12 protein-coding genes and 1 pseudogene are annotated in these 14,557 nt (G+C 70.5%); 5 read left to right on the top strand and 8 right to left on the bottom strand.

What is annotated here, in order from left to right:
• Positions 1-27: 27 nt before the first annotated feature.
• The 3 genes from ligD to Mco01_RS29565 all read left to right on the top strand — a co-directional run bounded on the left by ligD (position 28) and on the right by Mco01_RS29565 (position 3,059).
• Positions 28-1,041 carry a non-homologous end-joining DNA ligase gene (gene ligD, locus Mco01_RS29575; protein WP_204060142.1) on the top strand — a complete coding sequence of 338 codons (1,014 nt, stop codon included), beginning with the start codon at positions 28-30 and terminating at the stop codon, positions 1,039-1,041.
• A 160-nt stretch (positions 1,042-1,201) separates the two neighbouring features.
• A complete protein-coding gene (locus Mco01_RS29570; RefSeq protein WP_204060141.1) occupies positions 1,202-1,993 on the top strand; it encodes an alpha/beta fold hydrolase in 792 nt (263 codons plus the stop codon).
• 190 nt (positions 1,994-2,183) lie between these two features.
• Positions 2,184-3,059, top strand: coding sequence for an HD domain-containing protein (locus tag Mco01_RS29565; protein WP_204060140.1), 876 nt, complete (start codon positions 2,184-2,186; stop codon positions 3,057-3,059).
• A gap of 896 nt (positions 3,060-3,955) precedes the next feature.
• On the opposite strand, the gene Mco01_RS29560 is transcribed toward Mco01_RS29565, so the two are convergent.
• The 5 genes and pseudogenes from Mco01_RS29560 to Mco01_RS29540 all read right to left on the bottom strand — a co-directional run bounded on the left by Mco01_RS29560 (position 3,956) and on the right by Mco01_RS29540 (position 8,187).
• Positions 3,956-5,443 carry a hypothetical protein gene (locus tag Mco01_RS29560; protein WP_204060139.1) on the bottom strand — a complete coding sequence of 496 codons (1,488 nt, stop codon included), beginning with the start codon at positions 5,441-5,443 and terminating at the stop codon, positions 3,956-3,958.
• Positions 5,444-5,823: 380 nt separating this feature from the next.
• Positions 5,824-6,093, bottom strand: coding sequence for a hypothetical protein (locus Mco01_RS29555; RefSeq protein WP_204060138.1), 270 nt, complete (start codon positions 6,091-6,093; stop codon positions 5,824-5,826).
• Positions 6,090-6,269: pseudogene (locus Mco01_RS29550) on the bottom strand (transposase); the annotation flags it as partial. The gene Mco01_RS29555 and the pseudogene Mco01_RS29550, both read right to left, overlap by 4 nt.
• Before the next feature lie 145 nt (positions 6,270-6,414).
• A complete protein-coding gene (locus tag Mco01_RS29545; protein ID WP_204060136.1) occupies positions 6,415-7,149 on the bottom strand; it encodes a phosphotransferase enzyme family protein in 735 nt (244 codons plus the stop codon).
• A gap of 87 nt (positions 7,150-7,236) precedes the next feature.
• Entirely contained in the window at positions 7,237-8,187 is a 951-nt protein-coding gene (locus Mco01_RS29540) for a helix-turn-helix transcriptional regulator (protein WP_204060135.1), read from the bottom strand.
• A 175-nt stretch (positions 8,188-8,362) separates the two neighbouring features.
• Between Mco01_RS29540 and Mco01_RS29535 the strand changes: the two genes are divergently transcribed.
• On the top strand, positions 8,363-8,812 hold the full coding sequence (locus Mco01_RS29535; protein ID WP_204060134.1) for a carboxymuconolactone decarboxylase family protein: 450 nt from the start codon (positions 8,363-8,365) through the stop codon (positions 8,810-8,812).
• 178 nt (positions 8,813-8,990) lie between these two features.
• Positions 8,991-9,590: a YdeI/OmpD-associated family protein gene (locus Mco01_RS29530; protein ID WP_204060133.1), complete on the top strand. Its 600-nt coding sequence runs from the start codon at positions 8,991-8,993 to the stop codon at positions 9,588-9,590.
• A gap of 188 nt (positions 9,591-9,778) precedes the next feature.
• Here Mco01_RS29530 and Mco01_RS29525 read toward each other — a convergent pair whose 3' ends face one another.
• The 3 genes from Mco01_RS29525 to Mco01_RS29515 form a co-directional block, all read right to left on the bottom strand.
• Positions 9,779-10,207 (bottom strand): ATP-binding cassette domain-containing protein, encoded by a 429-nt coding sequence (locus Mco01_RS29525; RefSeq protein ID WP_204060132.1) that lies wholly within the window; start codon positions 10,205-10,207, stop codon positions 9,779-9,781.
• 76 nt (positions 10,208-10,283) lie between these two features.
• Positions 10,284-10,760: a hypothetical protein gene (locus Mco01_RS29520; RefSeq protein WP_204060131.1), complete on the bottom strand. Its 477-nt coding sequence runs from the start codon at positions 10,758-10,760 to the stop codon at positions 10,284-10,286.
• A gap of 60 nt (positions 10,761-10,820) precedes the next feature.
• Positions 10,821-14,351 (bottom strand): S8 family serine peptidase, encoded by a 3,531-nt coding sequence (locus Mco01_RS29515; RefSeq protein ID WP_204060130.1) that lies wholly within the window; start codon positions 14,349-14,351, stop codon positions 10,821-10,823.
• Positions 14,352-14,557: the final 206 nt, after the last annotated feature.

Genomic DNA, 14,557 nt, shown 5'->3' with positions numbered 1-14,557 from the left:
ATCTCCGCGGCGGGTACCGCACCCTTCGTGGTGCACCTCCCGCCGTACCGGCCGATGATGGCGCAACTGGGGACGCTTCCGGACGACGACGCCGCCTGGGGACACGAGATGAAATGGGACGGCGTGCGCGCCCTCGCGTACGTGGAGAACCGCGCCCTGCGCCTGGTCTCCCGCAACGGCCGCGACATCACGACGGCCTACCCCGAGCTGTACGCCATGGCAGGCGCCACGGGCGGCCGCGACGTCGTGCTGGACGGGGAGATCGTCGCGTTCGACGAGGCCGGGCGGCCGTCGTTCGGCGCGTTGCAGCCCCGCATGCACCAGCGGCAGCCCGCGAGGATCGCGCAGCTGGTGGCGTCGGTGCCGGTGACGTTCCTGGCGTTCGACGTGCTCCACGTCGGCGCCGACCCGGCGATCGCGATGCCGTACGTGGAACGGCGCGGCCTGCTGGAGGGGATCTTGACGCCGGGGCCGCGCTGGCAGGTGCCGGTGTGGTTCGCCGAGGCCGGGCGCACGGCGCTGGAGTCGTCCCGGCGGCTCGGTCTGGAGGGGATCGTCGCCAAGCGGCTGGACTCGCCGTACCGGCCGGGCCGGCGGTCGCCGGACTGGACGAAGGTGAAGAACGTCGCGACGCAGGAGGTCGTGATCGGCGGATGGAAGCCCGGCGCGGGCCGGCGCTCCGGCATGATCGGCTCGCTGCTCATGGGCGTGCACGACGAGGCCGGACGCCTGATCTACGTGGGGCACGTCGGCACCGGCTTCACGGAGGCCGCGCTGCGGGATCTGCTGGAGCGGCTGGCTCCGCTGGAGCGGCCCGCTGCCCCGTTCGCCGACGTGGTGCCGCGGGAGCACGCACGGGGTGCCCGGTGGGTCGAGCCGCGGCTCGTGGGGGAGGTGCAGTACGCCGAGTGGACGGACGACGGCCGGCTGCGCCACCCGTCCTGGCGCGGGCTGCGGTGGGACAAGCCGCCCCAGGAGGTGAACCTCGCGGAGGCGCGCCGGGCACGCGAGGGACGGGACGGCACGGCCGAGGCCGGGTGAGGCGCGGACGGGTGCCGGCCGGAGGCGCCCGCGGGCCGACCCCCGTGCCAAGGTGCATGCCGAGGACGGTGACGGCGGCGCCACGCCGTTTCCGGGAAACCGTCGGACGTCTCCCGTACCGTTGCTGTGGCTCTCGGGTACGGCGGAAAGGCTGACAGACATGACCGCGACCATCACGTCCAAGGACGGCACGACCCTCGCCGTCGACACGGCCGGGCAGGGCGCGCCCGTGATCCTCGTGGGAGGCGCGTTCAACGACCGCTCGACCGTGGCCGGGCTCGGCGCCGAGCTCGCGTCCGGTTTCACCGTGGTGACCTACGACCGGCGCGGCCGCGGGGCCAGCGACGACAAGGGCGACGATTATTCGGTCGCCAACGAGGTCGACGACCTGGCGGCCGTCATCGAGCACGTCGGCGGCCGGGCCTCGCTGTTCGGTCACTCGTCGGGGGCCATCCTGGTGCTGGAGGGGGTCATGCGCGGCCTGCCGGTCGACCGGGTCGCCGTGTACGAGCCGCCGTACCGTACGGACGAGCACCAGCCCGGCCCGCCGGCCGACCTCTACGACCGGCTCACGGCGGTGGTCGCCGCCGGCGACCGCGACGGCGCGGTGGAGCTGTTCCTCGGCGAGGCGGTCGGCGTCCCGGCCGAGGCGATCGCCGGGATGAAGGCCGGCGAGGCGTGGTCGTTCCTCGCCGACAAGGCGCCGAGCCTGCCCTACGACGTGCTGCTCAGCACGCCCTGGCAGGTGATGCCGTTCGACCGGATCGCCGGGATCGGCGTGCCGGTGCTGGCGATCTACGGCGACCAGACCGCGCCGAACCTGGCCGCGGGGACGGAGGCCGTCGCGGCGACCGTGCCGGGCGCAGAGCTGACGGTGATGCCTGGAGAGGACCACGCGGTCTTGCAGCGCCCGGCGGCTCTCGCGCCGATTCTGGCCGCGTTCTACGGCTGAGCGCGTCCGCCCGCCCGTCATCGGGCGCCGTCCCGCATTCCGGTCAGACCCGTGCTCGTCGAACGCCGGGCCGTTCGACGGCCGTCCGCTACCCTGAGCAGACGGCCGGGCGCACAGCGAGGACAGGGACGCCGACGGCGGCCCGAGTGGTGCCCCGGGGCCGGTGGGCGGACGATGCGAGGGCGGCCCGATGGCGAGGGACACATCTGACGACACCGGCGTCGCGTCGCCGGCGGTCACGGGCGGCGGCGCCGGACCAGACGCGCGGACGCTGCTGGCGGTGATGCGCGAGCTGGTGTTCCCGCCGTACGGGATCGAACGGTCCTCGGCGGTGCCGCAGAACGTCAACCGCTACGAGAACGACGCGGAGCACTCCTTCGCCCTGGGCCTGGTGGCCGTCTGCCTCGCCCCGCTCGTCGACGAGGGTCTCGACCTGGGCAGGGTCGCGCGGTACGCGCTGGTGCACGACCTGCCCGAGGTCCACGCAGGAGACGTGTCCGTCTACGCGGACGCCGCGGAACGGGAGAAGAAGGCCGTACGGGAGGAGGAGGCACGGGAGATCATCGCCCGTGACTTCGGTGAGACGTTTCCCTGGGTCATCGAGGACCTGTACGACTACAAGGCCCAGGAGGACCCGGAAAGCAGGTTCGTCTACGCGCTCGACAAGCTGCTCCCGCACGTCAACGTGTTGCTGGCGGACCATCACCCGGTCCGGCCCTCCTGGGCCGACTACAGGCGCACGGAGGTCGTGGCCCGGTGGAAGATACGGAGGAGCTGCCCGGCCCTGCTCCCGTTGTTCGAGGAGCTGTGCCAGGAGTTCGCGCGTCGCCCCCATCTCTTCTCCGACGGGGCCTCACTTCGGGTGGGATATGACGATCGTCGCGACGGCGAGCAGGGCCGCGCCGGTGACGGCGCACAGCACCCGCCAGTGCAGCGGGAACGACGGCCCGAGCACGGCGGGCAGGGCGACGAGGAATGCCCCCGCCGAGCTGGCCGACACCCGCAGGAGCAGCCGCGGCCGCGACCGGCGGACGACGACGGGGAACCCCGCACTCGTGGTCAGTGAGTCGCCCGGCCGCTCCTGATCCTCCCGCCCGTCGGCGGCCAGCGTGATCGTCACCCGGGTGAGCGCGTCGAAGCCGAGGATCTCGGGCCGCAGCCAGAACTCCACGGTGTCGTAGCGGTGCGCCACCTCGTAGGAGGCGTCGGAGGAGACGGTGAGGAACGTGCCGGCGGTCGCGCAGGCGAGCCGTCTCACGGTCTCGGAGTAGCTGTCGGAGTAGAAGCCGACCCGCAGCTTGACCGAGTCGCCGTCGCTGAGACGCAGCCGCCCCGCCGCGTCCAGCGGAGCCCTCGACCTGTCGTTCAGGAGCGGCTCCTCCGTGCGGACGAAGTACGAGGACCTGAAGGTGGGATGCCGGGCGAGCCGCCTGGCCACCTCCAGCCACAGATACGCCTCGTCTCCCTGCCGTTCGTGCACGTGCAGGTCGGGGAAGCGGGCCGTCGCCGGGTAGAAGCGACCGTTGTGGGCCTCGGTCAGCTTGTCGACGAACCACCGGCCCTTGGCCCTGATCTCCGTCTGGGCCAGCGGGAACTCCTCCAGGTTGGCGAAGTCGCCCGCCCGCAGCCGGAACAGGACCATGTCGGCGACGCAGTCGGCGGCGACCACCGCGGCGAAGCGGACGGGGACGACGAACGGCGTCTCCTGCGGCGTGTCGACGTCGGCCATGAACGCCACGAGGCAGCGCCGGCCGACGGCCGAGCCGTCCGCGACCGCCTGCAGCAGGCCGCCGGCCACGTAGTCGGCCTCGTACCGGAACTGGATGGCCGCCCCCCGCGGCAACGCCAGCGTCGACAGGATGTCCTCGGCGTACCGTCGCCGCGCGTTGGACGACAGCAGCAGGACGGTGGGGCGGACGCCGGGCGTGTCCGCGGTGTTGTCACGGTGCGGTACGGAGAGCGTCATCGCACGGCGTCCAATCGGTCCTCGAGCGCGAGGAACCGCGGCCACACCCGGTCCCTCGGCAGCTCGTCGAGGCCCAGCCTCATGGCCGGCTCGTAGCGGATCCCCCGAGCGGCCAGGTCGCCGTGCTCACCGACGATGATCGGCTCCGTGGCCCCGGCGGACTGGTCTCCGGTCAGGTCGAGGACGAGCCGCCGCGGGTCGTGGTCGCGGCCCACCTCCACCCAGCAGTGATGGCTCACTCCCTCCGCGTGGTCGCCGTCGAACCGCAGCCGTCCCTGGCAGTAGACGGGCTCGGCCAGCAGGTCGGACCGCAGCTTGCGGGCGAGCCAGACGGAGGTGACCCCGCACTGCCCTCGGGAATCGCCGCCGGAGTCGGGGGCGGCCTGATACCGGGGATGCGCCGTGGCGTCCGACCAGCCCGTCTCCAGCGTCCTGCGGTAGCCGAGCAGCCGGGTCCGCCACTCCGGCGAGGCGAGGTCCGTCGCCGGCGACGCGATGTGGTCGCCGCCCGAGTGGTCGCGGCGGGGCACCGTGATCAGCCCTCCGAGGGCCGCGGCACGCCGCTTCGCCGCGCCTGTCACACCGAGAACCATGAGGACGTTGTCGGGCGTGTCGAGCGACTGAGGGATCGAGTCCCCCGATATCCGGCGCGTCTGGAAAAGGCCCTTCTCGTCGTAGCGGTAGGCGACGGGTGACAGAGCGATGGGAGTGAATCCCGACGCGAGGAAAGCGGCGCCGTCGAAACCGAGCATGGGGTTGTACGCGGTGACGACGTACTCGGCCGCGTTTCTCGCCCTGATCTCCCGCACGGCGCGGCTGACCGTCAGGCTCATGAGATTCGCCGGAATGCCGGCGATGCCGTGCATTCTCGTGAGGACCATTGTCTCGCGCGGCCCGGCTTTCAGCCCGTGCCCCGCCAGGGCGTCCAGCACGTACTGCCGGTCGCAGCGCGAGAACGCCACATAGGTGAGCGGCATGGTGGCGCCGGGGAGGAAGAGCCCGAACTGGAGGACGGTGTCCGCCCGCTCACTGCGCAGGTAGTGCAGGCGCGACTGGACGACGTGGCCGGCGCTGGGCCTGACCTCGGCGAAGCGCAGGCCGGTGCGGTAGCCGTCGGTGAACGACAGGCTCAGGTCGCGGCGCACCTTCTCCACGTTGAGGAGTACGGAGGCGTGGGCCTGGTACGCCGCCTCCTGCGCCCACTGGCGCACCTCGGCCGCCCGGACGACCGCCTGCAGCCGGACCTCCTCGTACACCTTGTCGGGCGACCAGCCGACCAGGGCCTGCCTGCTCAACCGGGGCAGGTGGAGGCGCACCTGGATCTCCAGGGAGCGCACGTCGGTCCCGACCGTCTCGGCGTCGGCCCGGATCCGTCCCCGCGCCGCCTCGACGAAGGTCTCCACATCCGGGTCGCGCAGTCCCTCCACCCGGGAGTTCTCGCTTCGGGCTTTCTCCGTTCGCGGCGTACACGTGATCTCGGACACGTCTTCTCCCGCAGTCAGCGAGAACTCCGTCAGATGCGCCGTCAAGAATAGAACTCGGCCCGGGCCCTGTCAGGGCACCAGCCGAGTTGGTATCGCCTTTTGTCGGCCCGCCCTATTCACCGCGACCACGGCGGTTATCCGCCAGGCCGCAGAATGATCGCGAATTCGCCGGGAACGGAGGACGGAGAAATTGCATTCGTCCCAGCCGACCCAGCCTCATCTCTGCGTGAGTGTTTGAGAAGGGCCGATGGTCACCGGGGCAGATAGGTCGTGTACTCCTTGAGCAGGGCGGTCAGTTCCGCCGGCAGATCGGCGGTGATCGCCAGGTCTTCGGCGGAGCTGAATGCGCCGACCATGTCCCGGACATCCATGACTTCTGATCAGGTCGGGCCGGCCGATGCCCAGTTCTCGCGCCAGGCCCAGATCCCGGTCGGCACCCAGGCGGTGTGCTGATAGGTGCCGACCGAGGCGCTGTCGGTGACGAACTCGGTAACCGCGACGGTGGTGTAGAAGCCCGTCGCGAGATAGAGCGAGATCGAGCGGATGCGAATCGCCGCGTACATGAACACCAGGGGCGCAAGATAGCCGGTGGACGCCAGTGGCAGGAACGCCCAGACGGTCCGGACCACCTGTCTGGTCGATGTCGTCATGCCTGGCATGAGCGCCTCCGGACGCGAGCCCGTATGACCGATACGACGGCCGCCCAGCGGATCATCGCCTCGGACGTCGCCGGGTGGCGCTCATAGTCACGCGCCAGCCGTCGGTGGCTGGTCAGCCAGGCAAGCGACCTCTCCACCACCCAGCGCCGGGCGATCACCGCGAAGCCGACCTGGCCAGGCGCCACCCTGGCAGACGGTGTGCTGGTACTGCCGTTATCCGCTGGGGGCCTGCTGGCCCTCGGCCGATCAGCCACCCGCCAGCCGGGGCCGGCGCTGGACCGACTGCGGATAACACCACTCACAATGACGTTCTCAGACGGCTCGGACTTCGGCGAGCCGCTTGACTGCGAACTCGTCGTCCCAGCAGACGGCGGCCTCCCACGCGGCCGACGCCTGCGCGGCGATGTCGTACGCGCCGTCGTCGAAGCCGGCGGCGTTGTCGGGCAGCACCAGGTCGAGGTCGGGGACATCGACGTGCGATTCATCCCAGTCGATCAGTGCGACCCGATCCGCGGTGATACGGACATTGCCAAGGTTGTTGGAGTCGCCGTGGACAACGCATGTCCGACGTCCGGCGAGCCGCGCCCACGCTGCCCGGCATCGAGCGACACCCTCAGGGGGCATCGCGCCGAGGTCGATCTTCGTCCCGGTCTCGGCGTGCAGGAGGTCGATCGACGATCGCCAGCCCGGGCGCTGCGGCCAGCCCCGCGTCAAGTGATGCAGCCGGCGGAGCGTGTCGGCCACACGACACCAGTCGGCCTTTGTTTCGGGCGCCCCGCCCTCCACGTAGGTCATCACCACCAGACCGTCGGCGAACAGCCGGCCATCCGTCGTCGGAATCGGCACCGGCACGGCCAGGCCCTCACGGTCGAGGTGGTGGAGGAGCTCGGTCTCCCAGGCGAGATCAGCGTCGCTCCTGGCACCGAGACGACCGACCGCGAGGCGCCCGTTGACGCGCACACTCCACACATCGTTGGCGACTCCGCCGGCGAGCGGTTCGACGCGAGCGACGTCGTCACCCCACCGCCCGAGTGCCTCCCACCCCATCGCCACATCGTATGGGGGTTCTCCCGTCCCGGCGGCGGTACCGTCTGGCCCCCGCCACCGGACGGTTTCGCGGTCGGCGGGTTTTTGTTACTGGTTGTCCTTGAGGAGTTGTCGTGTGCGGGTGAGGAATGCCTGGCGGACCTCTTCCGGGTGCAGTATCTGGAGTGGCCGGCCGAGGCTGAGCAGGTAGCGGGCCAGGCCGTCGGCGTCTGGCCCGCCGATGTCGATGATCGTGGCGTCATCTCCGTCCGGGTGGTGGACGCCGACCGTTGGTGGCACCAGCCTGCGGGCCTCATCGGCCGGTACGGCCAGGCGGATGGTCACCCGCACCGGGTAGGCCCTCCGCGCGATGCCCGTGCTGACCATCTGTGCTGGATCGGGCGGGTCGGGCAGGGCTGTGGCCTGCCCGGTGGCTTTGGCATCGATGATGCGGTCGGCACGGAAGGTGCGCCAGTCCTGCCGCGTCAGGTCGTAGGCGAGGAGGTACCAGCGGCGGCCTGTGTAGATGAGCCGGTAGGGGTCCACTTGTCGGGTGGACGTCGTTCCGGCCCTGTCGCCGTAGGTCAACTGGGTGCGTTCGCCTCGCCGGCACGCGGTGGCCAGGTCGAGCAGCAGCGCGGGGGAGATCTGGTTGTCGTCGGGTCGTGCGGTGTGGGTGAACGCGGCGTCCAGCTCGCCGAGCCGGCCTGCGATCCTGGCCGGCAGCACCTGGCGTAGTTTCAGCAGCGCCGACAGGGCTGCCTGGTCGCTGCCGGAGACTCCGCTGAAGGCGGCGGTGCGCAGCCCGACAGCGACCGCGAGGGCCTCCTCCTCGTCAAGGATCAGCGGCGGAATGCTGGTTCCTGGCCCGAGGTGGTAGCCGCCCCATGGGCCCATCTCCGATTCGATGCCGTAGCCGAGTTCACGTAGCCGCGCGATGTCCCGGCGAACCGTCCGTTCGGTGATCTCCAGCTGGGCGGAAAGATCAGCGCACGTCCAGGACTGCCGCGTTGACAGCAAAGACAGCAGCCGCAGCAGCCGCGCCGAGGTGGTGACCACGGCTAACAGTCTGCTGGACAACCAGGACCGTTTCTGACCGGGTCATACCGTAACGTCGCCGCCATGACCGAGAACGCCTCGGCCGAAAAGTCAATTACGGCCACGATGACCTCCCGCCAAGGTGCGTCAGATGACGGGCCGGATGGACGCACGTAACCGACGAGGAGCAGGACCCATGGAAGCACGCATGAAGAACGTGGCGAATCCCGACCTGATCACAGCGATCCAGCATCTCCAGAAGGCGATTCACGCCGGTGGAGTCGACCCGCTCGTGCTCGAACTGGTCCACCTGCGGGCCAGCCAGATCAACGGCTGCAGCCCATGTGTGTTCGCCGGCGTTCAGACGGCGAAGAAGCACGGAGAGACCGAGGAGCGGCTGCACAACGTGGTCGCCTGGCGCGAGGCCCCGTTCTTCACCGAGGAGGAGCGGGCAGCGCTCGCGCTGACCGAGGCCGCCACCCGGATCCAGGACGGCGCGACAGGCGTGACCGACGAGATCTGGGACGCTGCTGCCGACCACTTCGACGAGAAGCAGATGTCCGCGATCATCCTGAACATCGCACTCACCAACTTCTTCAACCGGATCAACCACACGATCCGGGAGCCGGCCGGCAAGACCTGGTGAAGACGGGCGGGCGTCATCCGTCGAGAGGCCACGGTGGCGACGTGGCGAAGGACGTGATCGGCCGGCTCCACCGGCTGACCGATGCGGCGCCACTTCGGGCAGGCCCCCGTCCTGGGCTCCCACCTTCGGGTGACCGCCGGCAACCATACCTTTGATGATCACCAGGGGCACATGACCGATGAGCGACGAACTACCGGAACTGACCGTTACCGATGCCCGAGCCTGGCGGGAGTGGCTCAGCAGGCACCACGACAGCTCGGCAGGGGTGTGGCTGGTCCTCGCCAAGCAGAACACGACCGGGCCGACCAGCCTGACCTATGACCAGGCGCTCGACGAAGCCCTGTGCCACGGCTGGATCGACGGTCGGCTACGACGGCGGGATGAGATCACCTTCTGCCGGCGCTTCACCCCTCGCGGAAGGCAGAGTCCCTGGTCAGCGCGGAACGTTTCCATCGTCACCCGTCTGATCAGCGCGGGCCGGATGCATCCGGCCGGAATGACCGAGGTCGAACGCGCCAAGGCCGACGGCCGCTGGGACACGGCCTACGCGGGACAAGCCGGCATCGAGGTACCAGCCGACCTGGCCGCCGCGTTGGCCGCGAAACCCCAGGCACAAGCGATGTTCGACATCCTCACCGCCCAGAACCGCTACGCCGTTCTCTATCGGATCGCGAATGCCAAACGCGCCGAGACCCGAGCCCGCCGTATCACCCAGTTCGTTGACATGCTCGCCCGCGGCGAGACGATCCACCCGCAAAAGCGCGCCCTCGGCAGTTGAATGCCGGCCGGCTCGTCTCCCCGCCTCGCTCCTCCACGCCCACGCACATGGCGGCTCGGCGCCTACGACCTGGTGCCGGTGATCAGGCGTTCGCGCGGTTGAACATGCTGGTCCGCGGGCGCGCTCGCGCACCAGCATCCGCCATCGTCGTCACGATCTGGCGGCTGTGCCGGTACTCGCGGAGTTCCTTACGGAAGATCGCCCGGATGCGCGTCGTGCTCATCGGCGCGCCCGATGCGATCTTTCGGGTCAGGCGCCTCGTACAGGCCGGCGAAGTATTCGAGGTTCTCGGCCACGGTGAGACGCAGGTAGAGGCCCGGCGATTCGGGCATGATCGCAATCCGGCGGCGGATCTCCACCTCGTTCTCGGGCGCGAGCGGCACTCCCGCGATGGTCGCCGAGCCCGAGGTCGGCGCGATGAGGGTGCCGAGTGTCCGTACCGTGGTCGTCTTCCCGGCTCCGTGCGGGCCGAGGACACCGAACACCTCTCCGGAGCCGACCTCGAACGAGACCTCCAGGAAGGCGGTACGTTCGCCGGAGCGTTTGGTCAGGCGGTGGACGGCGATCGCCGGGCCGCTGTTCTCGACGGCCGGAGCCGCCCTCCGGTCCAAGGTCACCAGGCGCTCATCTCGTCCGTCGGGATCGATCGCACCTTACTGAATCGGATCCCTGACGCGGAAAGGCTCTCTGACTTCAGGCCGGACCGCGACGGGCCGCCAGGAGCAGCGCCCCGGCGCACGACAGGTACGCGAGTCCGTACGCGATCGGCGTCCACCCGCCCAGGGTGAGCATGTCGAACGGGCCGAGAGAGAAGTCGGGCTGGGAGCCCGCGCTCAGATCTGCGGGGGTGGGGACGTAGAGGAGGCCGGGCAGGGCCGCCGCGATGTCCACCAGGCCCAGCAGGACGGCGATCGCGGCGACGGCCCGGGTCCCGAGGCGGAACACCCGGCACAGCAGGGCCGCCAGGATCACGAGGAGCACCATGAGCGGTCCCGTGACGAGATCGGCCACGAGCCAGGTGCGAGCGGAGTAGCCGGCGACCCGCAGCCCGAGCATCTCGATCGGGAGGGCGATCCGGCCCCTGCTCATCTCGACGGCCTGCAGAACGAGGGGGAGGGCACCCAGCGCGACGCCCACCGGCGCCCAGATCAACGGACGATGATCGGCCATCGCACGAGTATGCCGTGCGGGGGAGACCGGCCCGCCGGAGAGGCGGGCCGGTCTCGGGGGTTACGCGCCCGCCTTGTCCGGACGCTCGGTGACCCGGATCGCGTTCACGATGGGGTCGCCCTCGTGGGGCCGGAAGACCACGTCGAGCCGGCCGCCGGTGACCTTCACCGTGTACTGGCGCGTCACCGCCGTGTTCTCACCGGCCTCCTTGGCCAGGTCGAGCCCCTGGATGACCGGGATGCCCGCGACGGCGACGTCGAAGACGCGCTTGCCCGGCTTCTTGTGCCGGGTCTCGGCGAAGCCCAGCTCCACGGTGTAGACGCCGTCCGGAAGACGGTCGAACCGGTAGGCCCGCATGTCCTCGCTGGCGCTGCGGAACAGTCCCTGCTCGGACGTGCCCTTGACATCGGCGGACGACGTGCTCGCCTTGGTGTCGTCGCCCACGTAGCCGTACCCGCCAGGGGTGTACTCCCGGTCGGCGGTCCACGTGTCGCCGGCCGCGTCGACCACGTTCTTGCCGCCGCCCGCCTCGACGGCGACCTGGACCTTCGGCACCACGACGACCACGCTGACCGGGACGACCGGCGCCCGGCCGCTCGACGAGCGCACGAGCAGCACGCCGGTGCGGACGGCGCCGGGGGACAGGTCCGCGCTGGAGGCGGTGACCCGGAGCGTCACGGACGCGCCCGCCTTGATGCTCCCGCTCGCCGGGGTCACGCTGAGCCAGGTCTGCGCCGGGTCGTTCTCGACGGTGTACGTCGCGTCGGAGCCCAGGTTGGACAGGTCGAAGGTCGCGTTCCTGGTGGCCGAGGCCGGCATCACCAGGGTGACCTGGCCCGTGGACGCGGTGACCCGGCCGGTGGCCAGGGCGGCGTCCACCTGGGTCCGCCCGCCGGCGGCGACGCTGACCTCCTTGGTGATGGTGCCGTAGTCGTCCGCCGAGATCTCCACGTGGTGGTCGCCGGCGGGCACCTGCCCGAGGAAGGCGCCGTCGGGGCCCGTGGTGAAGGCGACGTCGTCGACCTTCACGGTCGCGCCGGCCAGCGGGCCGCCGTCGTTGGCGTCGGTGACGGTGCCGGCGACCAGACCGTGCCCGCGGGCCGCGATGGTCAGGCTCTGGCCGTCGCGCAGGACCGGGCTGTCGAACGAGTACTGGAACGCGTCGGTGCCGTCGCCGTTCTCGATGCCGACCGTGGCCTTCTCCCCGGCCTCGAAGCCGCTGTCGATCCCGCGGTAGCGGAACCCGACGGAGCCGTCCTCACCGAGCAGCGCCTCGAACGAGATGAGCGCGTCCACGCCGTAGAACCGGGCGTTGCGCCACTCCACCACGAAGGTGCGGTTCGGCGCGGTGCCGATCGTGGCGGTGTAGAGCGCGCCCTCGCCCTCGAACAGGCCGAGGTCGGTCCAGTACGGATAGATGGCGGCGTTCGGGTCGGCGCCGGAGGGCAGCGACCCGTGGGTCGGGAAGGAGTAGGTGTTGTCGCCGAAGCTCAGGAACCCGTTGGTGCTGACCAGGCCGCTGGTGTAGGTCTTGCCGTAGAACGGGAAGGCGAACGGCAGCGTGATCTTCTGGGTGTCGTCGTCGTAGCTGAGGGGCTCCAGGTGGGTGCCCTCGACGTACGGCTCGGCGCCGCTCCTGCAGGTGTGGCCGAACCCGTCGATGTGGCTCGCCAGCTCGATGTCCCTGGTCATCTCGCCGGTCACCGTGACGGGCACGGTGGCGTCCTCGGCGCACAGGGAGTCCGCCGCGACCTTCAGGTCGTAGGTCTTGTGCGGCAGCTGCAGCTCGTAGTGGCCGCGGGCGTCGGTGACGGCGGTGGCCGGCGTGCCCGCGGCGGTCACCGTGGCGCCCGCCTCGGGCAGGCCCACGCTGGTGACCGTTCCCGACACCGTGCTCAGGGTCTCGGCCGTGAGCGTCACGTCCTCGGTGACCGTCTTGTCGGTGCCGACGGTGACGGTCCGGGTGACGTCGTCGTAGCCGAACTTGCGCACGGTGAGCTCGTAGTCGCCGCTGAGCAGGCGGGGCAGGCTGTAGGTGCCGTCCTGCGCGGTGGAGACGGTGCGGTCCAGCGGGCCGGAGACCTCGACGGTCGCGCCGGTGACGGGGGAGCCGCCGGACGTGACCGTCCCGGTCAGCGTGCCCAGCTCACCGGCGGGGGTCGCCTTGACGGCCGCGTACGCGTCGAGCATGCCCTCGCCCCAGACGAAGTTGTCCGCGGCGGTGCCGCCGCAGCCCTCGTCGTCGACGTCGATCGCCGTGTGGTCGAGCAGCGCCCGGGTGCTCTCGATGTCGCCCCGCAGATAGGGGGAGGCCGACCACATGAGCGCCACGGTTGCGGCGACGTGCGGGCTGGCCATCGAGGTGCCCGACTTCAGCCCGTACCCGTTGCCGGGCACCGCCGAGCGGATGTCGACGCCGGGGGCCGAGATGTTCGGCTTGATCTCGCCGTTCTCGCCCGGGCCCTTCGAGGAGAAGTACGCGATGTTGCCGCTGGAGTCGAAGGCCCCGGCGCTGTAGCTGGCGACGTACCCGCCCGGCGTGCCGGTGGTGCCGCAGGCCGGCCCCGAGTTGCCGTTGGAGAAGGCGGGGAAGATGCCGGCGGCGACCCACGCCTCGACCATGTCCTTGTACCAGAGGTTGATGCCCTCGCCGCCCCAGGAGTTGTTGACGATGTCGGGCGCCAGGTCGGGGCGGGGGTTCTGGCCGTTCAGGTCGGTGGGCGCGAGGATCCACTGCCCGGCGGCGAGCAGCGTGTAGTCGGGGCACCCCGTGGTGAGGCAGCCCTTGGCCGCGATCCACTTGGCTCCGGGGGCGACGCCGATGCCGTTGGCCCCGCCGTCCCCGCCGTCCCCGCCGACCATGGTGCCCATGGTGTGGGTGCCATGGCCGCGGTCGTCGCACGGCGCCTGGTCGGGGCAGGCGTGCGCCGGGTCGAACCAGTTGTAGTTGTGGTCGACGGCGCCGCCCGGCTGGGTGCCGCGGTAGTGGGAGATCAGGGCGGGGTGGTCCCACTGGACGCCGGTGTCGATGCTGGCGATGACGACGCCCTCGCCGTGGTCGCCGAGCTCGTTCCACACCTTCGGGGCGTTGATGCGGTCGACGTTCCACTCGACGGAGGCGGCCGCGGCCTGCGCCTTGGCCGGCTGCGGGTCGGGCAGGGGCACGGTACGGGACGGCTCGATCGCCGTCACCTCGGGCAGCGCGGCGATCTCGGCGGCCAGCTTCTCGTCACCGGTCACCCTGACGGTGTTGACGATCCAGAAGGGGGTGAAATCGGCGTGCGCCTTCGTGAGGAGCTTGCGCAGGCCGGCCTGGGAGGACGCGGCGGTCTCCGACTTCAGCCGGTAGACCTGCCGCCCCTTGTCGTTCTTGTTCTTCGCCGTACGGGCGGCGCCGAGGTCGGCGCGGTCCTTGAGCCGTACCCAGAAGGTGGCCTTTCCGTGAGCGGACAGGTCGTTCTGGACCACCCGATCGACCTTGTCCGGTCCGGGTGTGGCCGATGCTGCGCCGGACGCGGCGTTCTGCGGGAGCAGCAGGGCGAGGGCGGCGGTCCCGATCAGGACCGCACGCCGGATGTGCGGGAGTGACACAAGCTCTCCTATGTGGGCACAGAGGCACCCACAGGGGGGAAAAGGGATTAGTGGGGTTCAGGTGAACTTCCGGGGAAGTATCGTGGTCGATCTTGTCGGTTTAGGCAATACCGGGGCAAATAGTTCAACGCGATTTAACAAGCGCCTGAACGGCGGAGTCGGGACAGCCGGAAGGTGCGCCTACCGCCGCGAATGTCCCGTCTCGG

Origin of the sequence: Microbispora corallina (assembly GCF_016863035.1) — a bacterium.
GTDB lineage: Bacteria > Actinomycetota > Actinomycetes > Streptosporangiales > Streptosporangiaceae > Microbispora > Microbispora corallina.
Note: the sequence above shows the minus strand (reverse complement) of the source record. Positions and strands in the feature narration are given on the sequence as shown.